The organism is Micromonospora sp. MH99 (assembly GCF_021442385.1).
Taxonomy (GTDB): Bacteria; Actinomycetota; Actinomycetes; order Mycobacteriales; family Micromonosporaceae; genus Micromonospora.
The window spans coordinates 23,520-47,072 of sequence record NZ_MUZA01000029.1 but is presented as its reverse complement, the minus strand read 5'-3'; the positions used below and the strand labels follow the sequence as shown (position 1 = coordinate 47,072).

Sequence of the window (23,553 nt, the reverse complement as noted above, 5' to 3'; positions counted from 1 at the left end):
TTCAAGGAGACCCCCGGTGCATTTCGATGAACTGATCGGTCATCTCGGCCAGCACACGGTCGATGGCCTTTCCAAGGGCGCCATCTACGCCCTGATCGCCCTTGGCTACACACTCGTCTACGGCGTCCTACGCCTGATCAACTTCGCGCACTCCGAGGTCTTCATGGTCGGCACCTTCGCGGTGCTGGGCGTTTGGACCGCGTTCGGCGTGCAAAATAACCCGCCGGTCGGCCAGGCGGTGCTCTTCCTGGTGCTCGGCCTGGTGGCCGCGGCGGTCGCGTCGGGCGGCACGGCCCTGGCGATCGAGCGGATCGCCTACCGTCCACTTCGCCGCAAGAACGCTCCGCCGTTGATCTTCCTGATCACCGCGATCGGCCTCTCCCTGGTACTGGTCGAGGTCTTCGGCCTGCTCCTGCCCGACACGGTCGGCGGCGCGCTGCCGGATCTGTTCGGCCGGCCCCGGCAGATCGTCGGCATGCCGACGATCATCAAGCAGGAGACCGTTATCCAGATCGGCAACACGGGGATCACCAACATCCAGGTGATCGTGTTCGCGTCGGCCGTGGTGATGATGGCCATCCTGGACTGGTTCATCAACCGCACCCGGTACGGCCGGGGCGTCCGCGCGGTCGCGCAGAACCCGGAGACCGCCGCCCTGATGGGCGTCAACCAGGAGCGCGTGATCATGCTGATCTTCGTGCTCGGTGGCATCATGGCCGGCGCCGCCGCGCTGTTGTGGAGCATGCGCTTCGGCTTCACCCAGAACAGCATCGGCTTCGTGCTGGGCCTGAAGGCGTTCACCGCCGCGGTGCTCGGCGGCATCGGCAACCTGCGCGGCGCGCTGGTGGGTGGTCTCTTCCTCGGCCTGGTCGAGGTCTACGGCGCCACCCTCTTCGCGTCCAACTGGGAGGACGTCATCGCCTTTGTGGTGCTGATCGTGGTGCTGATGTTCCGGCCCACCGGCCTGCTGGGCGAGTCGCTGGGGAGGGCCCGCGCATGATCGACAAGATCCGCACCGCAGACCGCCGCCGGCTCAGCCTGCTGACCTCGGTCGGGGACCGGTTCCGGGCGCTGCCGAAGTGGCAGCAGGCCGCGGCCTTCCTGGCCTTCGTGGCGTTCCTCTACTACCTGCCGCTGCTCGGCGTTCCCGGCCTCACCTGGCTGCGGACCGACTCGATCGCCGGCGGCAACAACTGGGCCGGTGTGCTCTTCGTCTGCGCCATCTACGTGCTGGTCGCGATCGGCCTGAACGTGGTGGTCGGCCTCGCCGGCCTGCTCGACCTCGGCTACATCGGCTTCTTCGCCGTCGGCGCGTACAGCGTGGCGCTCTTCGGCTCGGTCAACTCGCCGGTGGTGAAGTGGATCCAGCAGAAGTTCGACCTGCCGCCGACCTGGGCGGTGACCTGGGCGATCTGCCTGCTCCTCGCGATCGTGCTGACGATGATCTTCGGGGTGCTGCTGGGCTGGCCGACGCTGCGGCTGCGCGGCGACTACCTGGCCATCGTGACCCTCGGCTTCGGTGAGATCATCCGGATCGTGGCCCGCAACGCCACCAGCATCACCAACGGCAACCAGGGAATCTCGGCGATCCCCGGTCCGGAGGGCGCGCCGTCGGCGGACAACGAGGTCTTCGGGCTGATCGACGCGAAGCCGTGGTACTGGTTGGCGATCACCGCGGTGCTGCTGATGGTCTTCGCGGTGCGCCGGCTGGAGCACAGCCGGGTCGGCCGGGCCTGGCTGGCCGTCCGTGAGGACGAGGACGCCGCAGCGGTGATGGGTGTCTACCCGTTCAAGTTCAAGCTTTGGGCGTTCGCCATCGGCGCCGCCCTGGGCGGGCTCTCCGGGTTCCTCTTCGCCAGTCGGAACGCGTTCATCGACCCCACCCAGTTCAACGCGAACCTCTCGATCCTCTTCGTCGCCATGGTCGTGGTCGGCGGCTCGGGAAACATGATCGGGGTTTCGCTCGGCGCGGTGCTGCTGGCCTACCTGCCGGAGCGGTTCCGGGAGGTCGCCGACTACCGGTGGCTGGCCTTCGGCCTGGCCATGGTGCTGGTGATGATCCTGCGTCCGCAGGGTCTGGTGCCCAGCCGGCGGCGTGCCCGCGAGTTGTCCGATCGCGCGGCGGAGGCAGAGGAGGTGCCCGCTCGTGTCTGACCAGTCCACCAGCGCCGTGACGCCGAAGATCCCGACTCAGCCGGGGCCTCGGCAGGTGCTTCTCGAAGTCGACGACGTCACGCTCCGCTTCGGCGGCGTGGTCGCCCTCGACAAGATCAATTTCCAGATCTACGAGGGCGAGATTCTCGGCCTCATCGGGCCCAACGGTGCCGGCAAGACCACCAGCTTCAACGTGATGACCGGGGTCTACAAGCCGACGTCCGGCGCGGTCCGGTTCCGGGGCCAGAAGGTGACCGGCCGCAAGCCGCACCAGATCAGCCAGTTGGGCATCTCCCGGACGTTCCAGAACATCCGTCTCTTCCCGGAGATGACGGCGCTGGAGAACGTCATGGTCGGCACGGACTCCCGGCACAAGACCAGTGTGCCGGGGGCGCTGTTCCGGCTCTACCGGGTGCGACCCAAGCCGGAGGAGCTGCCGCAGGTCACCGCCGCGTCCGGGATCGTCCGGACCTGGCAGCAGGTGCGCCTGTCGGCCGCGAAGATCTTCGGCCTGTCCCGGCACATCCTGGAGGAGCGGGCGGCGGAGGCCAAGGCGCTCGAGTTGCTGCGCTTCGTCGGGATCGCCGACCGGGCCAACGACGAGGCGCGCAACCTGCCGTACGGGTACCAGCGCCGGTTGGAGATCGCCCGCGCGCTGGCCACCGAGCCGAAGCTGATCTGCCTGGACGAGCCGGCCGCCGGCTTCAACCCGGCGGAGAAGGAGGAGCTCCTCACCCTGATCCGCAAGATCCGTGACATGGGCCTGACCGTCCTGCTCATCGAGCACGACATGCGGCTGGTCATGGGTGTCACCGACCGGATCGTGGTGCTGGAGTTCGGCCGCAAGATCGCCGAGGGTGCGCCCGCGGAGGTCAGCCGCGATCCGAAGGTGATCGCCGCGTACCTGGGGGAGCCCGCCGATGACGCTGCTTGAGCTCGAGGACGTCGCCGTCGCGTACGGCCGGATCGAGGCGTTGCACGGGATCAGCCTCACCGTCAACGAGGGTGAGGTGGTGGCCCTGATCGGCGCGAACGGCGCCGGTAAGACCACCACGATGCGTGCCATCTCCGGGACCAGGTCGCTCAGCGCCGGGAAGATCACGTTCAACGGTGAGGACATCAGCAAGCTCCGGGCCGACCTGCGGGTGGTGCGGGGGTTGTGTCAGTCGCCGGAAGGGCGGCAGATCTTCCCCGGCATGACGGTCATGGAGAACCTGGACATGGGGGCGTACACCCGGCGGGACTCCGCCGGCATCGCCGCCGACCTGGAGCGGGTGCTGACCCTCTTCCCCCGGCTGGCCGAGCGGCGCAAGCAGGCCGGCGGCACCCTCTCCGGCGGCGAGCAGCAGATGCTCGCGGTCGGTCGGGCGCTGATGAGCCGGCCGAAGCTGCTGTTGCTCGACGAGCCGTCGATGGGTCTGGCCCCGCTGGTGATCCGGCAGATCTTCGACATCATCACCGAGATCAACCAGCAGGGCACCACCATCCTGCTGGTCGAGCAGAACGCCCAGCAGGCGCTCTCCCGGGCGCACCGCGGGTACGTGCTGGAGACCGGCCGGATCGTGAAGGAGGGGTCCGGCCAGGACCTCCTGCACGATCCGTCGGTCAAGGAGGCGTACCTCGGCGTGGCCTGAGCCACCGCATCCGGCGGCCGGTCGTCCCCTCGTGGGCGGCCGGCCGTCGGCGTGCGTGCCGTGGGGTGTGTTTTCGCGCCCGTGGCGCGGTGCCGCCACCCGGGGTTGTCGGTGCGACGGACTAGAGTCGCTGCCGTGACAGCTACGACGCCGCGCCTGCTCCTCGTCGACGGACATTCCCTGGCATACCGGGCGTTCTTCGCCCTGCCTGTGGAAAACTTCTCCACCACGACGGGTCAGCCGACCAACGCGGTGTACGGCTTCACCTCGATGCTGATCAACGTGCTGCGCGACGAGCAGCCCACCCACATCGTCGTCGCCTTCGACGTCTCCCGCCGGTCCTTCCGCACGGAGAAGTACGCGGAGTACAAGGCCGGCCGCAGCGAGACCCCGACCGACTTCAAGGGCCAGGTCAGCCTCGTCAAGGAGGTCCTGGCGGCGCTGCAGATCCCGGTGGTCGAGATGGAGGGCTACGAGGCCGACGACGTCATCGCGACGCTCGCCTGCCAGGCCCGCGACCAGGGCATGTCGGTGCTGATCAGCAGCGGCGACCGGGACGCGTTCCAGCTGGTCGACGACCAGATCACCGTCCTCTACCCGCGCAAGGGCGTCTCCGACCTGGCCCGGATGGACCCGGCCGCGATCGAGACCAAGTACGGCGTCGGGCCGCAGCAGTATCGGGACCTGGCCGCGTTGGTCGGCGAGACCAGTGACAACCTGCCCGGCATCCCCGGCGTCGGCCCGAAGACCGCGGCCAAGTGGATCACCACGTACGGCGGCGTGGAGGGCGTCATCGCCCGCGCCGACGAGATCAAGGGCAAGGCCGGCGACAGCCTGCGGGAGCGGCTGGCCGATGTGATCCGCAACTACGAGATCAACCGCCTCGTCTCCGACCTGGAACTGCCGCTGCGCCCAGAGGACACCCGCTGGACCGGGTGGGACCGGGAGGCCGTGCACCAGGTCTTCGACACCCTCGAGTTCCGCATCCTGCGCGACCGCCTCTACCAGTATCTGGAGGCCGTCGAGCCGGAGGCCGAGTCGGGCTTCGACCTGACCGGTGAGGTGCTCACCGAGCCGGGCGGGCTCGCCGCCTGGCTGGGCACGCACGCCCCGACCGGCACCCCGGTCGGCCTCGCGGTCAAGCTCGACACCGGCCCCAACCGCCGGCACACCGCCTCGATCACCGGCCTGGCGTTGGCCAGCGCCGGTGGCGCGGCCGCCTGGGTGGACCCGACCGGCCTGGACGCCTCCGACGAGAGCGCCCTCGCGGGCTGGCTGGCCGACGCGCAGCGGCCCAAGGTGCTGCACGACAGCAAGCCGGCGGTGCTGGCCTGCGCCGCGCACGGCTGGGACCTGGCCGGCATCGTCCGCGACACCCAGATCGCCGCGTACCTGGCCCGTCCCGACCAGCGGTCCTACGACCTGACCGACCTGGCCCTGCGCTACCTGCACCGCGAGCTGCGGGTGGACGTGCCCGAGACCGGGCAGCTCACCCTCGACGGGCTCGGCGACGAGGGCGTGGTCGAGCAGAACCTCATGCTCCAGGCCCGCGCCACCCTCGACCTGGCCGACGCGATCGACGCCGAGCTGTCCCGCGACGGCGAGCAGTCCGCGCGGCTGATGGCCGGGGTGGAGCTGCCGCTGATGCGGGTGCTCGCGGGCATGGAGCGCACCGGCATCGCCGCCGACACCGACTACCTCTCCGAGCTGGAGGCGCACTTCGCCGCCGAGGTGAAGGCCGCCGCCCAGGGCGCGTACGAGGCGGTGGGTCGGGAGTTCAACCTCGGCTCGCCCAAGCAGTTGCAGGAGATCCTCTTCACCGAGCTGGGCCTGCCGAAGACCAAGAAGATCAAGACGGGCTACACGACCGACGCCGACGCCCTGCAGTGGCTCTACGCGCAGCAGCCGCACCCGGTGCTGGCCCACCTGCTGCGCCACCGCGACGTCGCCAAGCTCAAGTCGACAGTGGACGGCCTGCTCAAGTCCGTCTCCGACGACGGCCGGATCCACACCACCTTCAACCAGACGGTGGCGGCCACCGGGCGCCTCTCCTCGACCGAGCCCAACCTGCAGAACATCCCGATCCGCACCGAGGAGGGCCGGCGCATCCGCCGGGCCTTCGTGGTGGGTGAGGGGTACGAGTGCCTGCTCACCGCCGACTACAGCCAGATCGAAATGCGGATCATGGCGCATCTCTCCTCGGACGACGCGCTGATCGAGGCGTTCAACTCCGGGGCCGACTTCCACGCCGCCACCGCCTCGTCCGTCTTCGGCGTGCCGGTCGACGAGGTCACCCCCGACCAGCGACGCAAGATCAAGGCGATGAACTACGGCCTGGCGTACGGGCTCAGCGCGTTCGGTCTGTCCCAGCAGCTCAACATCAACACCGAAGAGGCCCGTGGCCTGATGGAGAACTACTTCGCCGGCTTCGGCGGAGTGCGCGACTACCTGCACCAGGTCGTCGCCAAGGCCCGCCAGGACGGCTACACCTCGACCATCCTGGGCCGCCGCCGCTACCTGCCCGACCTGGTGAGCGACAACCGGCAGCGCCGCGACATCGCCGAGCGGATGGCTCTCAACGCCCCCATTCAGGGGTCGGCCGCCGACATCATCAAGGTGGCGATGCTGCACGTCGACACCGCGCTCGCCGACGCCGGCCTGCGCTCCCGGATGCTGTTGCAGGTGCACGACGAGCTGGTCTTCGAGGTCGCCCCGGGTGAGCGGGAGGCGTTGGAGGCGCTGGTGCGGCGCGAGATGGGCGGGGCGTACCCGCTGTCGGTGCCGCTGGAGGTGTCGGTCGGCGAAGGCCGGGACTGGAACAGCGCTGATCACTGACCCTCGGTCGCGGTGTGGGGGTTCCGGGGAAGCCCACACACCCTTGGGTGGTTGCGGTGTGGGGTTCCGGGGCAGCCCGACCCACTCCGGGCGGTCAGGCTTGATCCCTGCGTGGGTCGGGCTGCCCCGGAACCGCCTGCGGGTTACTTCATGGGGTCGTGGCCCCAGTTCATGAGGGACCAGCGCCACTTGGTGTCGTGGACGTTGCCGGACGGGCGCTGCGCCATGTGCCGGCGGACGTAGCCGACCACCTTGCGCATGTGCTTGTAGTCGCCCTCGGACAGGTCACCACGTTTACGGCGGAGCAGGTCGATGATCTTCCGGCCGGACTCGTGGCCGACGGACTCGCCGCCACCGGCGCGACCGCCCTTGTGCCAGCCGACCTGCTTCGACTCGTCGGTCTCCAGCCACGTGGACAGCTCGCCGGGCTTCATGTTCACCGCCTCGGTGAACTCCCGGTAGGTGTCCCGGCCATCGTCACCTCTGCTCATGACGCTCGGCTACCCGACCCGGCCGGGGAGAAACGACTACGGGGTGATCTCGGCGACCGGCAGTTTGATGTCGAACGGCTCGGCCAGCTCGATCACGTCGGCGCCGTCGGCGACCAGCTCGTACTGCCGCTCACCGCCCGGCCCCACCCGGTCGCCGATCCGGTACGCGTACACGTGCACCGGGTCCTGCTCGATCCGCCAGTAGAACGGGATGCCGGCGGCGGCGTACTCACCCGGCTTCGCGAACCTGTCGGTCCGTCGCGTGCCCGGCGAAACGATCTCCACGGCGAGGACGACGTCCTCCGGCCGCAGTGTGGACCGGTTGGACGGGATCTCGGCACGGCAGAGCAGCACGTCCGGCTGCCGGCTCGTGTTGCGGCTGAGCGCGACTCCGACTGCTTGGGCAGCACGAAGGTCCGCCGGGGCGTGGGAGCGCAGCCACAGCCACAGCAGGCTGCAGATGTCTTGATGGCCCAGGGTGGGGGAGGGTGTCACCTGGATAACTCCGTCGACGAGTTCGACGCGGGGGGCGTCGTCCGGCAGGGTGAGCAGGTCCTCCAGCGTGTAGTCGGCGCGCTGCTGCCGCATTGGATCCGGACACCAGGGGCCAGGTGGTGTCGGGATGGGCTCGGCGCTCATGGGGTCGAGCCTACCGGCGATCGATGGATCGCAGGTCGGACCGCGGGTGCGACGCGCTCACCCGGCCGGCTTCTCGGTGACGAAGATGGCGGTGCCGGGGAACAGCCGCCCGCGCAGCGGGCTCCACTGCCCCCAGATCCCCTCGTGCCCCTGCGGCCACTCCGGCTCCACCAGGTCCAGCAGCCGGAATCCGGCGCCGACCAGTTCGCGGATCCGGTCGCCGAGGGTCCGGTGCTGCTCGACGTAGGTGGCGACGCCGGCGTCGTCCTGCTCGACGTAGGGGGAGCGGTCGAAGTACGAGTGCACGGCCGTCAGACCGCCCTCGCCGGGATCGTCGAGGAAGATCCAGCGCATCGGGTGGGTCACGGAGAACACCCATCGGCCGCCCGGGCGCAGCACCCGGTGCACCTCGGCGAGCAGGGCCGCCGAGTCGTCCACGAAGGGGATCGCGCCGAACGCCGTGCAGGCCAGGTCGAACGAACGGTCGGCGAAGGGCAGGGCGAGCGCGTCGGCCTGCACCAGCGGTACGCGTACCCCGGTGCGGTCGGCGGCCTGCGCGGCGTGCCGCAACATGCCGGCGGACAGGTCGAAGGCGATCGGACGCGCGCCCTGCGTGGCGAGCCAGCGGGCGGCGGCGGCCGCGCCGCAACCCACCTCCAGCACCCGCCGCCCCGACAGGTCACCGAGCAGGCGGGCGTCGGCCTCGCGCAGCCCCTCCGGGCACCAGACGAAGTCCACGTCGCCGAGGAAACCCCCGTGCTCGGCCTGGTAGTCGTCGGCGTCGGTGTCCCACCAGCCGCGGTTGGCCCGCCGGGCCTCGGCGTCACCCACCCGGCGCCGGGTCACCCGGCTGTCGTCATCCACGCGCTCACGCTAGGCCCCGGCCAACCCGATGGCGGCGGCGGCGCGGCCTGATCGACTCGGTTTCCTCGAAGGCGTGGTGCGGCGCACCGGTGGGAAGCGCCGATTTTCCGGAAAAGCCGCGTCGATCAGGCATGGCGCGGGATCGCCCCGCCACCCCCACCGGGAGGGTGCGGTGGGGCCGCTGTGACGTACGAGACAGGTGGGGTCGTTTCCGGGCGATTGTTCGGCTTTCGCAGGTCATCACGCGTCGACGAGTCGGGAGGGCTTGCACGCTGTGGTAATGCGCACGGTAGGCTAGACGATGCGCTCGCGGATCGTGTGTCTCGGCAGGGAGCAGGTGCGCGGTCGACGGAGCACATCATGATCCCAGTAGGTGATCGTTCGGTGTGCCCGGCGACGGATCCGCTGGCGCGAACAGGTCACCGCGACACCAGCCTGCTGTGACAACCCATCCGACCGGAGCAACCGCCCACATGACGAGCAGCATCGAGGCCCCCTCGAGCGCCACCCGGGTCACCCACGACGATCTCGGTTCCGAGGAGGCATTCCTCGCCGCGATCGACGAGACCATCAAGTACTTCAACGACGGCGACATTGTCGAAGGCACCGTCGTCAAGGTCGATCGGGACGAGGTCCTGCTCGACATCGGCTACAAGACCGAGGGTGTCATCCCCTCTCGGGAGTTGTCGATCAAGCACGACGTGGACCCCGCCGAGGTTGTGACGGTTGGTGACCACATCGAGGCCCTGGTCCTCCAGAAGGAGGACAAGGAGGGTCGTCTGATCCTCTCCAAGAAGCGGGCGCAGTACGAGCGGGCCTGGGGCACGATCGAGAAGATCAAGGACGAGGACGGTGTCGTCCGCGGCTCGGTCATCGAGGTGGTCAAGGGTGGTCTCATCCTCGACATCGGGCTGCGCGGCTTCCTGCCCGCGTCCCTGGTCGAGATGCGGCGCGTGCGCGACCTGCAGCCGTACGTCGGGCGTGAGCTCGAGGCCAAGATCATTGAGCTGGACAAGAACCGCAACAACGTGGTCCTGTCCCGCCGGGCCTGGCTGGAGCAGACGCAGTCCGAGGTGCGCACCGAGTTCCTCAACAAGCTGCAGAAGGGCCAGGTCCGCAAGGGCGTCGTGTCCTCGATCGTCAACTTCGGCGCCTTCGTGGACCTTGGCGGCGTCGACGGTCTGGTGCACGTCTCCGAGCTGTCCTGGAAGCACATCGACCACCCGTCCGAGGTCGTCGAGGTCGGCCAGGAGGTCGAGGTCGAGGTTCTGGACGTCGACCTGGACCGCGAGCGCGTCTCGCTGTCGCTGAAGGCGACCCAGGAGGACCCGTGGCGGCAGTTCGCCCGCACCCACGCGATCCAGCAGATCGTGCCGGGTAAGGTCACCAAGCTCGTCCCGTTCGGTGCGTTCGTCCGGGTGGACGACGGCATCGAGGGCCTGGTCCACATCTCCGAGCTGGCCGAGCGCCACGTGGAGATCCCGGAGCAGGTCGTCCAGGTCGGCTCCGAGGTCATGGTCAAGGTCATCGACATCGACCTGGAGCGCCGCCGGATCTCGCTGTCGCTCAAGCAGGCCAACGAGGGCTTCGTCGAGGGCGAGGAGCACTTCGACCCGACCCTCTACGGCATGGCCGCGACGTACGACGCCGAGGGCAACTACATCTACCCGGAGGGCTTCGACCCGGAGACGGGCGAGTGGCTCGAGGGGTACGACAAGCAGCGCGAGACCTGGGAGAACCAGTACGCCGAGGCCCGTCAGCGTTGGGAGGCCCACACCAAGCAGGTGCAGACCTCTCGCGCCGCCGACGCCGAGGCCGCTGCCAACCCGACCCCGGCCGTTCCGGCCGCCGGTGGCGGCACCACCTCCTCGTCCAGCCCGGCACCGAGCCGGCAGGCCGAGGAGCCGGCCGGCACGCTGGCCACCGACGAGGCGCTCGCCGCTCTGCGGGAGAAGCTCGCCGGCGGTAAGTGACCCGCTGAACGACGACGGGCCCCGTCCCCGCGATCTTTCCGATCGCCGGGGGCGGGGCCCTCGCCATACCCGCTGCCGGAGGCAGCATCGCCGAGGCGAGGGTGGCGTGTCGCCGTGATTCGCCCTGATCACCTGACACTGGCGGGTCGGGAGCGCCCCACCCACCTTGCGTCCTTTGCTCTGCTTCAGCCCAGGAAACACCCGGTGTCCGATTATCGGACGGCAGCTGTTTCCTCGGTTGAAGCAGAGCAAAGGACGCGGGCGAGGGGCAGCGCACCGGACGGCCTGCGGCGCTCCCCGTGGGGCGGGTGTGGTTTGGCGGGCGAGCCGTGATCGGGTTGACTGGTGTGGTGCTGAGGGTGGGTTTGACCGGCGGGATCGGGTCGGGCAAGAGCGCGGTGGCCGCGCGGCTGGTGGAGTTGGGCGCGGTGCTCGTCGACGCGGACCAGATTGCCCGGGAGGTCGTCGCGCCGGGCACAGAGGGTCTCGCGGAGATCGTCGCCACCTTCTCGGAGAAGGTGCTGGGCGCCGACGGCGCGCTGGATCGCGCCGCGTTGGGGGCCGTGGTGTTCTCGGACGAGACCGCCCGCCGCCGGTTGGAGGCGATCACCCATCCCCGGGTGCGGGCGCGTACGGCCGAACTGGTCGCGGCGGCGGCACCTGACGCGATAGTCGTCAACGACGTACCGCTGCTGGTGGAGGTGGGGCTCGCGCCGACGTACCACCTGGTCATCGTGGTGCAGACGGCCGTGCCGACCCGGCTGGAGCGGCTGATGCGCGACCGGGGGATGGACCGCGCGGAGGCCGAGCGGCGGATCGCCGCGCAGGCCGACGACGCCCGTCGGCGTGCCGTGGCGGACGTGGTGCTGACCAATGACGGCACTCTGGCGGCGCTGCACGCCGCGGTGGATTCGCTGTGGCGGCAGCGGCTGCGTCCCTACGAGCACAACCTGCGGCAGCGGCAGGTCGTGCCGGTGCCGGACCGCGGCGCCGGGGTGGGTGCCGATCCGAGCTGGCCCGAGCAGTACGCCCGGCTGGCCGCCCGGATCCGTCACGCGCTGGCCCCGGCGGATCTGCGGATCGACCACATCGGTGCGACGGCGGTGCCCGGGCTCGCCGCCGACGACGTCATCGACGTGCAGGTGGCCGTGCCCAGCCTCGCCGACGCCGACGGGCCGCTGGCCGACCGGCTGGCGAACGCGGGGTTCCCCCGCGTGCCGGGGCACTGGTGGGACGATCCGCGCCCGGCGGGCCGGGGTCGGTGGGAGAAGCGGCTGCACGGCAGCGCCGACCCGGATCGCCCGGTGCGCCTGCACGTGCGGGAGGCCGAGTCGCCGGGCTGGCGGTACGCGCTGCTCATGCGTGACCACCTCCGCGCCGATCCGGATCAGCGGGCCACGTACCTGCTGTTCAAACGGGATCTGGTCGACGCCGCGCCGCTGGTCGCCGACTCCGGAACGGCCCGCGACCCCTGGTTCGACGAGGAGTACCTGCGGGCCGAGCAGTGGGCCGCACGGACCGGCTGGCGGCCCTGAGAGCCCTGCCACCAGGCTGACGGGCGTGTGGTCAGCGGGCTCCGGGTCGGGGCGGACCGCTCGCGGTGCGCGGCGGCGGGTTGAGGCGGGGCACCACGGCGGGGCTGAGGTCCACCTGCGCCCACGCGCCGGCGCCGGTGTGCAGTTCCACCCGGCGCAGCGACCCGTCGCGGTCGATCCAGTAGCGCAGGAGCGCGTCGGCCGTGCGGAGCTCCACGACGTCGACGGTCCGGCCGGCGGCGAGGTCCTCGCGTACCCGCACGGCCGCGCCGCGCAGCGCCACCGGCCCGGCGGCGGCCACCGCGGCGTCGACCAGCAGATCGAGGTCGTCGCGGGGGGACCGGGTGGGCCGCCACGACCCGGCCGGGACCGGAAACGGCGGCCGGCCCGGGACCTCGGCCGTGCCACCGCCACCGGCGGAGGCCGGCACGTCCGTCCGGGACAGGCCGGCCGCGTCCCGGTGCAGCAGGGTCCGGCGGTCCGGTACGCCCAGGTCGGCGACCGCCACGTACGCCGTGCGGGCGGCCCAGCTCAACCAGCCGGCGCCCCGCAGGTTGGTGTCCGTGCCCACCGGCGCGGTAAGCGTCAGCGTGGCCCCGCCCTGGCCGCGCAGCCGGGCGGGCAGCCGGTCCAGCCGGCGCTGCTCCGCATCCGTGAGCGCGCGGGGCAGCCCGGGTCGGCCGCCGAGAGCGTCGACCGGGGACAGCGTGGGACGGTCGATCCGGTTGAGGAGCACCGTGACCGGCCCGACGCCGGGCAACCGGGTCACCAGTTTGTGCAGTCGGCCATCCCGGTCGAGCCAGTAGCGGGTCGACCCGTCCGGACCGGTCGCCGCCGTGCCGCCCGTCGCCGCGCTGGCGGGGCTGGATGGGATCGCGGTGGGCAGTGGCGCCTGCACGACGTCGACCGGCCCTGCCGCGACCACGTCCCGGGCGACCCAGCGCGCGTCGACGCCGTCCATCGCCGGGGACGGGTCCGGTCGGTCGGCGGCGAGGCCGAGGAGCAGGTCGAGGACCGGTGCGAGGCCCGCGCCGGGCGTCAGGTGGTGCAGCCGCCAGCCGTCCGCCGGTGGCACCAGGGGCGGCGCGGCCGGAGTGGGCACGGCCGCCGGGTCGGGACGGGTGACCAGCACCGACCCAGCGCTCTGCAGAAGGCCACGCTCGGCGCCCGCCCCCGGCCCGCCCACATCCAGGTAGAGCAGGGGCCGCGACCAGTCCACCCAGCCCACCAGTTCGGTACGCGCGGCGCCGGCGCCGACCGTGACGTGGAGGCCGGCGCGCAGGTCCCGAAGGTTGGTGACCCGCATGGCGGCCAGCCGCTCGGCCTCGGCGACGGTAAGCGGTCGGGTCGGCTCGGGTGGGTCGGGAGCCCAGCTCAGCAGTCCGGCCACCAGCGCCGTCGCGGACGTCACCGCGGTCAGGGCGAGCAGCAGCAGCACCGTACGCCGACGACGGCTCGCCCGGGAGGGACCGACGCTGTCGGTGTCGGGGGCGTCCGTGTCGCGCGGGTCCCCGCCGGGGTTGGCGGACGGGCCGCCGGTGCGGACGGCGTCGCCGGCGCGTGTGGTGTCGGGGGAGGGGCCGCGCGCCGGGGCCGATGAGGTGTCCACGGATGTGAAACGGGCGGGACAGCACGGGGTGACGAGCTGAGGGCGACGAGTTGGGGGCGAAGCGGCAGGGGCGCTCGCGGCGGCCGGTCTGCGCCTCGAGCGCGACCACACGGGTGCGCACGCCGGACGAGCCGGGTGCTGCGACCGCTGTGCCGGGGGCGGCCGGCCGTGATGACGGCCCGGCCTCCTGCCCGGTCGGCCGCCGCGAGCGGCCTACATGAAGAGGGTAGTCCCGGTGACATGGGCCACACAATGGGAATATCGAAGCCGATCACGCACTCTGCGCGACGGCCGAACGTGTCGGACCTGCGGCGTACCGTTGAGGTCATGGCGCTCGACATTCCCCGGCTCGACGGCCGCTTCCAGGTCGTCAGTGAATTCCAGCCGGCCGGCGACCAGCCGGCCGCCATCGACGACCTTGAGCGCCGGGTGCGGCGCGGCGACCGCAACACGGTGCTCCTCGGCGCGACCGGCACCGGCAAGAGTGCCACCACCGCGTGGCTGATCGAGCGGCTGCAGCGCCCCACCCTGGTGCTCGCCCCGAACAAGACGCTCTGCGCGCAGCTGGCCAAGGAGTTCAGCGAGTTGCTGCCGCACAACGCCGTCGAATACTTCGTCTCGTACTACGACTACTACCAGCCCGAGGCGTACATTCCGCAGACCGACACCTACATCGAGAAGGACTCCTCGATCAACGAGGAGGTCGAGCGGCTGCGGCACTCGGCGACGATGTCGCTGCTCACCCGCCGCGACGTGATCGTGGTGGCGACCGTCTCGGCGATCTACGGCCTGGGCACCCCGGAGGAATACCTCAACCGGGCGGTGAAGGTGCAGGTCGGCCAGGATCTCGACCGCGACCAGTTGCTGCGGCGGCTGGTCGACATCCAGTACACCCGCAACGACATGGCCTTCCAGCGGGGCACCTTCCGGGTCCGCGGCGACACGCTGGAGATCATCCCGGCGTACGAGGAGCTGGCGGTCCGCATCGAGCTGTTCGGCGACGAGGTGGAGAAGCTCTACTACCTCAACCCGTTGACGGGTGACGTGGTCCGTGAGGTCGACCAGTTGGTGATCTTCCCGGCGACGCACTACGCGGCCGGTCCGGAGCGGATGGAGCGGGCCATCCGCGACATCGAGGTGGAGCTGGCCGAGCGCCTCGCCGAGCTGGAGCGCCAGGGCAAGCTGCTGGAGGCGCAGCGGCTGCGGATGCGCACCACCTACGACATCGAGATGATGCGGCAGGTGGGTTTCTGCTCCGGCATCGAGAACTACTCGATGCACATGGACGGGCGGCTGCCCGGCAGTCCGCCGCACGCCCTGCTCGACTACTTCCCGGACGACTTCCTCACGGTGGTCGACGAGTCGCACGTGACGATCCCGCAGATCGGCAGCATGTACGAGGGTGACGCCTCCCGCAAGCGGATGCTCATCGACCACGGGTTCCGGCTGCCCAGCGCCGCTGACAACCGGCCGCTGCGTTTCGACGAGTTCCTGGAGCGGGTCGGCCAGATGGTCTGCCTGTCGGCGACCCCGGGCACGTGGGAGCTGGAACAGGCCCAGGGTGAGTTCGTCGAGCAGGTCATCCGCCCCACCGGGCTGGTCGACCCGCAGGTCGTGATCAAGCCGACCAAGGGTCAGATCGACGATCTGATGCACGAGATCAAGCTGCGGACCGACCGCGACGAGCGGGTGCTGGTCACGACGCTCACCAAGAAGATGGCCGAGGACCTGTCGGACTACCTCCTGGAGAACGGCGTCCGGGTGCGCTACCTGCACTCCGAGGTCGACACCCTGCGGCGGGTGGAGCTGCTGCGCGAGCTGCGCAAGGGCGAGTACGACGTGCTGGTCGGCATCAACCTGCTCCGCGAGGGTCTGGACCTGCCCGAGGTGTCGCTCGTGGCGATCCTCGACGCCGACAAGGAGGGCTTCCTGCGCAGCGGTCGGTCGCTGATCCAGACCATCGGGCGGGCCGCCCGGAACGTCTCGGGCCAGGTGCACATGTACGCCGACAAGATCACCCCGTCGATGGCGGCGGCGATCGACGAGACCGACCGACGTCGCGCCAAGCAGATCGCGCACAACGAGGCACACGGGATCAGTCCGGAGCCGCTGCGCAAAAAGATCCACGACATCCTGGACGACATCTACCGCGAGGCGGAGGACACCGAGAACTCCCGGGTCGGCGGCGCGGCACGTCAGCTCTCCCGGGGCAAGGCGCCGGTCAAGGAGACCCGCAGCCGCAGTCGGTCCACCGCCGCCACCCCGTCCCGGGAGGGGATGGCCCGCGCCGACCTCGCCCAGCTCATCCAGGAGCTCAACGACCAGATGCTGGCCGCCGCCCGCGAGTTGCAGTTCGAGCTGGCGGCGCGGATCCGCGACGAGGTCGCCGACCTGAAGAAGGAGCTACGCGGCATGGACGCCGCCGGCGTGAAGTGAGGGCGGCCCGGCCGGCGTCGGCCGGGCTACCCGAACGGCGTCCCCGCCCGGCCCGCCGGCCGACCACTCGATTGCGGTGAGCAAGCAAGCTATTGCACTGGGTGATCGTCCTGCGTACGCTCCCTCGATGGGGAGGCGGGGATGCCGTTGCCAACAAGTCCTGTCATTCGACGCGCGCGGCTCGGCGCCGAGCTGCGTCAGTTACGTCGGCGCGAGGCGCTGACCCTGGAGCAGGTCTGCGACCGGCTGGGCTGGGCGTCGACGTCGAAGCTGTCCCGCATCGAGCTGGGGCAGAGCCGTCCGGATCTCGCCGACGTGCTGGACCTGCTCGACATCTACCAGGTGCCGGCGTCGGCCCGGGACGCGCTGATCGTGATCGCGCGGGATGCGGCCACCAGCCGCGGCTGGTGGAAGACGCTCGGCGAGATGAGCGAGCGGCAGCGCATCTACGCCGAGTTGGAGGCGGGCGCGGCCGACATCGTCGAGTACCAGCCGGCGGTCGTGCCGGGGCTGCTCCAGACGCCGGCGTACGCCCGGTCGCGGGTCGCCGCCGGCGTCCTGCTCGCGCCGGAGGTCGACGTGGAGGCGGAGGTGCGCGCCCGGGCGATGCGGCAGGAGGTGCTGCGCCGGGCCGAGCCGCCGCGCTACACGGCGGTGCTCGCCGAGGCGGTGTGCGATCCGGGTGACCTGCCGGTCGACGTCTGGCGAGAGCAGTTGCGGCACCTGGTGACGGTGACCGGGCTGGCCCACGTGACGGTGCGACTGCTGCCGCGCGGGGTGGCCGGCAGCGGCCTGCACCCGCTCACCCCGTACTCCTGGTATGCCTTTCCCGACCCGGCGGATCCGCGGACGGTGATGCTGGAGGCGTTGACCACCGACGTCCGCTTGGCGACCGTGCTCGACGTCGAAAGGTACGAGCGGATGACCGAGGCGTTGCTGGCGGCAGCCCTGTCACCGGAGGAGACGGTCACCGCGCTGGCCCGCCGCGTCGGCGAGTGAGCGGCGGTGCGGCGGGTGCCGCCCGCGCGGCCCCCGGACCCGGCGCCCCCGAGCCCGTCGGGGCCGGCGACCGGCGCGTGCGGGAGGCACGATAACCGCGGGGTGCGACAGATTGCCTCAGGCCGCTACGTCGAGGAAGTGCTCGACCACCGGTGGCCCGGCGAAGTGCGGCCCGATCAGCGCCCGCCACTGGGCGAACCGCTCGGTGTCCCGGAAGTTCTTCTCGTGCGCCTCGACCGAGTCCCACTCGACCAGCAGCACGAACCGGGTCGGGGACTCGATGCCCCGCGTCATCCGCACCGATCGGCAGCCGGGCGTCCCGGCGAGCACCGGGTGACCCTGGGCGTACGCGGCGGCGAACGCGTCCTCGTGTCCGGGCAGTACGTCGATCAGCGCGACTTCAAGCACCATGCCGCAAAGCCTCCCACGGCGTAGGCGTGCGGGTGTCGCGGGGCCGATTGCCGCACCGGGCACACACTAGCCTCCTAGGATGCCGGAGGCGGTGTGGCGTATTCCCGGTGACGCGGGCGCAACGGGTGCGCGGTGACACCCGACGCCCGGGGTGTGATCACGGCGAGTGGTGGGCAACAATGGTCACCGAGGAGGGGAGTATTCCCCCGTGACGAAGTCGTCAGCACGGACGATCGCCGGCACCTCGGCGTTCGACCCGGCTTCGTCGGTCGCCGACCCGTTCGCGGGTCGGGGGCGGAAGAGACCTCCGAGAGTCACCAGAGTGAGCGACAGCGGCACGCCAGCCCCCACGGGGGCGTTACGGTGTGCCCGACGCCGCGTGTCTGCCGGAGGAATGAACGTTGGACGTGTCCGGATTGGTGTGGGCGGGGACCCTCGTCGCACTGACTGCGGTGCTGCTCGTCGACCTGTTGATCATTGGCCGGCGTCCGCACGAGCCGAGCGTGCGCGAATCGAGCCTCTGGGTCGCCTTCTACGTGGGCCTCGCTCTGCTCTTCGGCGTCGGCGTCTGGTTGAGCGCCGGGGCCAGTTCGGCGGGGCAGTTCTACACCGGCTGGCTCACCGAGTACAGCCTCTCGGTGGACAACCTCTTCGTCTTCGTCATCATCATGGCCCGCTTCGGGGTGCCCCGGCAGTACCAGCAGAAGGTGCTGCTCATCGGCATCGTGCTGGCGCTGGTGATGCGCGGTGGCTTCATCGCCGCCGGCGCGGCGCTGATCTCGCAGTTCTCCTGGGTCTTCTACATCTTCGGCGCGTTCCTGATCTACACGGCGGTCAACCTGGCCCGCCAGGGTGAGCCGGACGAGGACGAGTTCTCGGAGAACCTGCTGATCCGGTGGAGCCGCCGGGCGCTGCCGATCTCCAAGGGCTACAACGACGCGAAGCTGATGACCCACGAGAACGGGCGTCGGCTGTTCACCCCGATGCTCATCGTGATGATCGCGATCGGCACCACCGACCTGATCTTCGCTCTGGACTCGATCCCGGCGATCTTCGGCATCACCCAGGAGCCGTACCTGGTCTTCACCGCGAACGTCTTCGCGCTGATGGGCCTGCGCCAGCTCTACTTCCTGCTCGGCGGCCTGCTCGACCGGCTGATCTACCTGAGCTACGGGCTGGCCGTCGTGCTGGGCTTCATCGGCGTCAAGCTGGTGCTGGAGGCGCTCGCCGACAACAACCTGCCGTTCATCAACGGCGGGGAGCACGTCGGCTGGGCCCCGCACATCCCGATCTGGCTGTCCCTGCTGGTCATCATCGGCACGTTGGGCATCGCCACCATCGCGAGCCTGGCCAAGTCCGCCCGGGACCGCCGCCGCGAGCTGGCCGGGGTCCGGCGCTGAACCACCACCGGTCGGGCCCGCACCACGGGCCCGACCGGTCAGACCCGGTGGACGCCGACGAGAGTGGCGGTCCGGTCGGCCGGCAGCTGTTCCTCCAGCACCCGTCGCCGCCGGTAGCAGGCGTGCAGCATCCGTCGGGTCGTCGGGTCGTCGGCGACGGCGGTGACGATGCCGATGTGGTGGATCTTGCGGCCGGGGCGGGCGAAGAAGTAGAGGTCGCCAGGACGCTCCGCGCCCAGGGGCAGCGGGGTCGTGGCGACGGCCTGGTCGTCGGCGTCGCGGGGCAGCAGTACGCCGAACCGGCGCCACGCCAGGTGGACGAGGCCCGAGCAGTCGATGCCGTACGCGGAGAGCCCGCCCCAGATGTAGGCGACGTCCAGCAGCCGCTGGGCCACCGCGAGCGCGTCGGCGGCGCTGGGCGGCTCGGTGGGCACCGGGACGAGCTGCCCGTCGGGCAGCCAGAGCGGCGCGGCCTGGGCGGGGACGTGCACCGGTCGCCAGCCGTCGCGGGCCGGGCCGGCCGGGACGAGGCGCGTGCCGACGACGACGCCGGGCAGCGCCACCGGCCCGCCCGGGGCGGTGTGCAGCCCGGTGACGGTTGCGTCCACGATCAGCGGGTCGCCGCTGACTGTGGGATCCACGGGGGTCAGCTGGTCGGCGGGGAGCCAACCCGGGTAGCCGCGGGGATCGAGCTTGGCGGCCGGCTGCTCGACGGCGACGACCCGTGCCCAGCCGTCGGGGCGCAGCTCGTCGATCAGCACCCGCTCGCCGAGCAGGAGCTGGCTCAGCACGCAGTCGCCGACCTGCTGGTCGGTGTCCATGCCGCGAACCCACGTCGGGATGTCAACGCCGGCCGTGAGCGCGGGACCGTCGACCGGCCGGACCGCCTCGGGGGAGGACCACAGCGTCGCGACGGCGACCCGGACGATGGCCTCGCGGCCCTGTTGCAGTTCCACGTCAACCCCCAGCTCGTGTCGGCTGTTCAGGGGAACCCTATGAAAGAAACCAACGGTCATCAACCGCGGGTCTGCACCTTTACTTCAGTCAGACCGGAGATGCCCAGGCCAGGCGCATTCGGCAGCACCACTGTCGGTCCCTCGTAGCGGATGCCCCCCTGCACCGGCGACCAGGCCAGCCACCAGGCGGCGTCCAGGTCGGCGACGGCAGTGGTGCCGTACGCGGCGACCAGGCTCGCCGCCGCGCCGATACCGACCTGACTCTCCATCATCGACCCGACCACAGTGCCGAGCCCGTGCGCGGCGGCCAGCTCCAGCAGGGTGCGCGCCGGCTGCAGCCCGCCGCACTTGGCCAGCTTGACGTTGACCAGGTCGGCGGCCCGGCGACGGATCACCTCGACCAGGTCGCGGACCCCGAAGACCGCCTCGTCGGCCAGGATCGGCACGGACACCCGGTCGCTGACCCACGCCAGCCCGTCCAGGTCCCACCGGGCCACCGGCTGCTCGACCAGCTCCACGTCCAGCCCGGCGTCCTCGATGCCACGGATCACCCGGACCGCCTCGCGGGGCGTCCAGCCCTGATTGGCGTCGAGTCGGATCCGGACCCCGGCGCCGACCGCCGCGCGGACCGCCCGTACCCGGTCCAGGTCGCCGGCCGCGTCCGTGCCGACCTTCAGCTTCAGCACGCCGAAGCCGTCGGCCTGCCGCTGCCGCGCGGCCGTCGCCAGGTCCACCGCGTCGCCCGCCGCGAGGGTGACGTCCGTCGGAACCCGCAGGGCCGTGCCGCCGAGCAACCGCACCAGGGGTACGCCCAACCGCTGCGCGGCCAGGTCGTGCAGGGCCACGTCCATCGCGGCCTTCGCCGCCTCGTTGCCGACCACGGCGCGCTGCACCTCGGCGCAGCGGGCCACCAGGTCGTCCGGGTCCCGCCCGGTGAGCAGCGGGCCGAGCAGTTCGCGTACGCACGCCTGCGCGCCGCCGACCGACGCGCCGGTCACCTGCCACACCTGCGGCGCCTCGCCGAAGCCGGACCGACCGTCGGCGTCGATCAGCTCGACGACCAGGGTTTCCACTGTGGTGGTACGGCGCAGCGCGGTGACGAACGGGGTGTGTAAGGGGGCAGAAACCCGGTGGGTGCGTACCGCCGAGATCGTCATTGGGGCACCCTATACGCAGACACGCGACGGGAGGAGAGACCGGATGGTCGAACGGGACTGGGAGCTGGTGGGCGCACCGAACGCCCGTGACCTGGGCGGGCTGCTCGGCGCCGACGGCCGCAGGGTGCGGGCCGGACGGCTGCTCCGCACCCCGGCGCTGGGTCGGCTCACCGACGAGGATCTGCCGGTGCTCGCGAAGCTGGGGCCGGCCTGCGTGCTCGACCTGCGCGCCTCGGCGGAGATCGATGTCGCCCCGCCCGACCGGCTGGCCGGCGAGCCGCGGGTCGTGCACCTGCCGGTGCACGATCCGGAGCACCCGGTCTTCACGTACGTCTCGGCGGTGCTGCTCGGCCACGACCTCGACGCGTACGCGGAGCTGGCCCGGCAGGGCACGGCGGGGGCGATGGCCGAGATCTACCGATGGTTCGTCACCGGCGAGTCGGCCCGGGTCAACTTCGGCGCGGCGGTGCGGCTGGCCGCCCGGCCGGAGAACCTTCCGCTGCTCTACCACTGCTCCGCGGGCAAGGACCGCACCGGGTGGCTCACCGTCGTCCTGCTGACCGCGCTCGGTGTGGACGAGGCCACGATCCGCGCCGAGTACCTGCGCAACAACGAGCTGACCGACAGCCTCCGGGCGGTGATCATCGAGGCGATGCGACGCCGGCAGCCCGGCCTGGACGTCGACGCGGTGCTGCCGGTGCTGGAGGTCCGCGCCGCGTACCTCGACGCCGGCTACCAGGAGGTGCGCCGGGTGCACGGCTCGTTCGACGGCTACCTGCGCGACGGGCTGGGGCTGACCGACGAGGTCCTCACGGCGCTGCGGGCGCAACTGCTGGAGTGACCGCCACGGCGGTCGGCGCGTGCGACCCGCCCGATGACGATCAACGCCTGGCCGGCCGCGTACGTCGCCATCACGAGCACCGACGCGCCGGGCGGCTGGGCCACGTCGGCCACCCCGGAGGCGATCAGCAGATCGGAGCCGAGGAACAGCGCGGCGCCCACACCGACCCGCCAGCCCTGGGTCACGGCGGTGGTGGCCATCGCCGCCAGCGCGACGGCGTAGCCGGCCACCGGCACGGCCAGCCCGGCCTCGGTCAGCCCCGCCCACATCCAGGCCAGCGCGGCGACGGTCAGCGCCGCGTACAGCAGAGGCGCCGCGACCAGCGGCGGACGGCGCAGCCGCGTCGCGGCGCCGTGCCGGGTGAAGGCCACGAGGTAGCAGACGTGGGCGGCGAGGAAGCAGACCATGCCGGCGATGAACCAGCCGGTGCCGGAGGCCAGCAGCGCCACGTCTCCGGCCGTGGAGCAGGCCAACGCGGCGAGCACCAGATAGTCCGGCCGGGCGCCGCGTTCGGTGGCCGCCCGCCAGAGGTACGCGGCCAGCAGCGGCATCAGCAGCGGCTTGGTGAGCAGCTCGGCCACTGCACTGTCGACGGCGTTGGCCAGCAGGTTCGCCACCGTCACGACGGAAAAGACGACGAGCAGGGTACGGCTGCGAGGCATCAGCGGCTCCGGGGTGGGGTGGCAGCAGCCTAGCCGGATCGGCGGGTGCCGGCCTCAGAGCCGGTGGCGGGCCGCCCAGGCCTGCGCCGAGACGTGCGCGATCAGGCGGCAGGCGTCGTCCTCGACGCCCTCGTCGCTGTCGGCCAGGTCGGTGGTGGTGCACACCGCGATGACGTACGGCGGTGCGTCGTCGGGCAGCACCACGCCGACGCTGTGGCGCACGCCGCGTACCCAGCCGTTCTTGAGCGCGACGCGGGTGCCCTCGGGCAGGCCGGCGGCCAGGTCCTCGCGGTGCTCCTGGGCGAGCAGCACGTCGAGCATGGTCGCGCAGCCGGCCGGCGAGGCGAGGCGGCCGGGAGTCGTGGCGCCGCTGGCCAGCGCGCCCAGCAGGGCGGCCAGGTCGGCGGCGGTGACGGTGTTGGTGATGCCGGCCTCGCGGGCGGCGAAGTCCTCGATGCCCCGGCCGGTGACGCTGTTGCGGGCGCCGGCCAGCGACCACACCTCGGCCACCGCGGGCAACCCGACGTGCCCGATGACCAGGTTGGTCGCCAGGTTGCTGGACCGTACGATCATCCGTTCGGCGAGCCAGCGCAGGGGCGCGGTGCCGCCGAGCCGGTCCCACACGGCGTCGTCGTTGTCGTAGTGCCGGGCGCAGGAGAAGCGGGGAGCGCCGGGCTGGGCCGAGTCGAACTCGTTGACCACCGGGACGTCGGCGTCCAACTCCAGCGTGCCGGCCTCGGCGGCGCGGTGCAGCGCGGCCAGCACCCCCACCTTCATGGTGCTGGCGGCGTAGTGGCCGGCGTCGGCGTGGCGGGTCCACGTCGGGGGTGCGTCGAGTCGACAGACGTACGCCGAGACCGTGCCCGGCACCCGGTCCAGATGGGCGTCGAGATCATCCCAGGTCATGCCGGTGACCGTAGCCGATCACGGGGCGGGCGGGCCCGCGTACCCCCGCCG

At 71.3% G+C, this 23,553-nt stretch carries 19 protein-coding genes and 1 pseudogene; 11 read left to right on the top strand and 9 right to left on the bottom strand.

The window, feature by feature from the left end; all coding sequences use genetic code 11:
- The first annotated feature begins 16 nt into the window (after positions 1–16).
- The 5 genes from B0E54_RS17125 (at position 17) to polA (ending at position 6,623) form a co-directional block, all read left to right on the top strand.
- Positions 17–1,000 (top strand): branched-chain amino acid ABC transporter permease, encoded by a 984-nt coding sequence (locus B0E54_RS17125; protein WP_234584539.1) that lies wholly within the window; start codon positions 17–19, stop codon positions 998–1,000.
- Positions 997–2,154 carry a branched-chain amino acid ABC transporter permease gene (locus B0E54_RS17120; RefSeq protein WP_234584538.1) on the top strand — a complete coding sequence of 386 codons (1,158 nt, stop codon included), beginning with the start codon at positions 997–999 and terminating at the stop codon, positions 2,152–2,154. Before B0E54_RS17125 ends, B0E54_RS17120 begins: the two co-directional genes overlap by 4 nt.
- Before the next feature lie 16 nt (positions 2,155–2,170).
- On the top strand, positions 2,171–3,088 hold the full coding sequence (locus B0E54_RS17115) for an ABC transporter ATP-binding protein (RefSeq protein WP_374109281.1): 918 nt from the start codon (positions 2,171–2,173) through the stop codon (positions 3,086–3,088).
- Complete coding sequence (locus B0E54_RS17110; RefSeq protein WP_234584537.1) at positions 3,075–3,788, top strand: ABC transporter ATP-binding protein; 714 nt, start codon at positions 3,075–3,077, stop codon at positions 3,786–3,788. Before B0E54_RS17115 ends, B0E54_RS17110 begins: the two co-directional genes overlap by 14 nt.
- Before the next feature lie 135 nt (positions 3,789–3,923).
- The gene (gene polA, locus B0E54_RS17105; protein WP_234584536.1) at positions 3,924–6,623 is read left to right on the top strand and encodes a DNA polymerase I; all 2,700 of its coding nucleotides are present in this window, start codon (positions 3,924–3,926) and stop codon (positions 6,621–6,623) included.
- A 146-nt stretch (positions 6,624–6,769) separates the two neighbouring features.
- On the opposite strand, the pseudogene B0E54_RS17100 reads toward polA, so the two are convergent.
- The 3 genes and pseudogenes from B0E54_RS17100 to B0E54_RS17090 form a co-directional block, all read right to left on the bottom strand.
- A pseudogene (locus B0E54_RS17100) lies at positions 6,770–7,114 on the bottom strand (DUF3140 domain-containing protein); the annotation flags it as partial.
- 36 nt (positions 7,115–7,150) lie between these two features.
- Positions 7,151–7,753 carry a Uma2 family endonuclease gene (locus B0E54_RS17095; RefSeq protein ID WP_234584535.1) on the bottom strand — a complete coding sequence of 201 codons (603 nt, stop codon included), beginning with the start codon at positions 7,751–7,753 and terminating at the stop codon, positions 7,151–7,153.
- A gap of 57 nt (positions 7,754–7,810) precedes the next feature.
- The gene (locus B0E54_RS17090) at positions 7,811–8,617 is read right to left on the bottom strand and encodes a class I SAM-dependent methyltransferase (protein ID WP_234584534.1); all 807 of its coding nucleotides are present in this window, start codon (positions 8,615–8,617) and stop codon (positions 7,811–7,813) included.
- Positions 8,618–9,090: 473 nt separating this feature from the next.
- Here B0E54_RS17090 and rpsA point away from each other — a divergent pair, with 473 nt between their 5' ends.
- Together rpsA and coaE are read left to right on the top strand one after the other, a co-directional pair.
- Complete coding sequence (rpsA, locus tag B0E54_RS17085; protein WP_109819865.1) at positions 9,091–10,590, top strand: 30S ribosomal protein S1; 1,500 nt, start codon at positions 9,091–9,093, stop codon at positions 10,588–10,590.
- Between the two features lie 350 nt (positions 10,591–10,940).
- A complete protein-coding gene (coaE, locus tag B0E54_RS17080; protein WP_234584533.1) occupies positions 10,941–12,125 on the top strand; it encodes a dephospho-CoA kinase in 1,185 nt (394 codons plus the stop codon).
- 31 nt (positions 12,126–12,156) lie between these two features.
- On the opposite strand, the gene B0E54_RS17075 is transcribed toward coaE, so the two are convergent.
- Entirely contained in the window at positions 12,157–13,734 is a 1,578-nt protein-coding gene (locus tag B0E54_RS17075) for a hypothetical protein (RefSeq protein WP_234584532.1), read from the bottom strand.
- 327 nt (positions 13,735–14,061) lie between these two features.
- Here B0E54_RS17075 and uvrB point away from each other — a divergent pair, with 327 nt between their 5' ends.
- Complete coding sequence (gene uvrB / locus B0E54_RS17070) at positions 14,062–16,170, top strand: excinuclease ABC subunit UvrB (RefSeq protein ID WP_234584531.1); 2,109 nt, start codon at positions 14,062–14,064, stop codon at positions 16,168–16,170.
- Positions 16,171–16,311: 141 nt separating this feature from the next.
- Complete coding sequence (locus B0E54_RS17065) at positions 16,312–17,169, top strand: helix-turn-helix transcriptional regulator (RefSeq protein WP_234584530.1); 858 nt, start codon at positions 16,312–16,314, stop codon at positions 17,167–17,169.
- A gap of 117 nt (positions 17,170–17,286) precedes the next feature.
- On the opposite strand, the gene B0E54_RS17060 is transcribed toward B0E54_RS17065, so the two are convergent.
- Entirely contained in the window at positions 17,287–17,580 is a 294-nt protein-coding gene (locus tag B0E54_RS17060) for an antibiotic biosynthesis monooxygenase (protein ID WP_234584529.1), read from the bottom strand.
- A gap of 401 nt (positions 17,581–17,981) precedes the next feature.
- Between B0E54_RS17060 and B0E54_RS17055 the strand changes: the two genes are divergently transcribed.
- Complete coding sequence (locus B0E54_RS17055) at positions 17,982–18,980, top strand: TerC family protein (protein ID WP_234584528.1); 999 nt, start codon at positions 17,982–17,984, stop codon at positions 18,978–18,980.
- Between the two features lie 38 nt (positions 18,981–19,018).
- Here B0E54_RS17055 and B0E54_RS17050 read toward each other — a convergent pair whose 3' ends face one another.
- Together B0E54_RS17050 and B0E54_RS17045 are read right to left on the bottom strand one after the other, a co-directional pair.
- Positions 19,019–19,936, bottom strand: a complete 918-nt coding sequence (locus B0E54_RS17050; RefSeq protein WP_234584527.1) for an NlpC/P60 family protein — start codon at positions 19,934–19,936, stop codon at positions 19,019–19,021.
- A gap of 59 nt (positions 19,937–19,995) precedes the next feature.
- Positions 19,996–21,093, bottom strand: coding sequence for a mandelate racemase/muconate lactonizing enzyme family protein (locus tag B0E54_RS17045; protein WP_234584526.1), 1,098 nt, complete (start codon positions 21,091–21,093; stop codon positions 19,996–19,998).
- 43 nt (positions 21,094–21,136) lie between these two features.
- Between B0E54_RS17045 and B0E54_RS17040 the strand changes: the two genes are divergently transcribed.
- A complete protein-coding gene (locus tag B0E54_RS17040; protein WP_234584525.1) occupies positions 21,137–21,934 on the top strand; it encodes a tyrosine-protein phosphatase in 798 nt (265 codons plus the stop codon).
- Here the strand turns inward: B0E54_RS17040 and B0E54_RS17035 are convergent.
- Both B0E54_RS17035 and B0E54_RS17030 read right to left on the bottom strand, forming a co-directional pair.
- Positions 21,865–22,596: a lysoplasmalogenase gene (locus tag B0E54_RS17035; RefSeq protein ID WP_234584524.1), complete on the bottom strand. Its 732-nt coding sequence runs from the start codon at positions 22,594–22,596 to the stop codon at positions 21,865–21,867. The genes B0E54_RS17040 and B0E54_RS17035 overlap by 70 nt on opposite strands.
- 54 nt (positions 22,597–22,650) lie before the next feature.
- Positions 22,651–23,502, bottom strand: a complete 852-nt coding sequence (locus B0E54_RS17030) for a serine hydrolase (protein ID WP_234584523.1) — start codon at positions 23,500–23,502, stop codon at positions 22,651–22,653.
- Positions 23,503–23,553 lie beyond the last annotated feature (51 nt).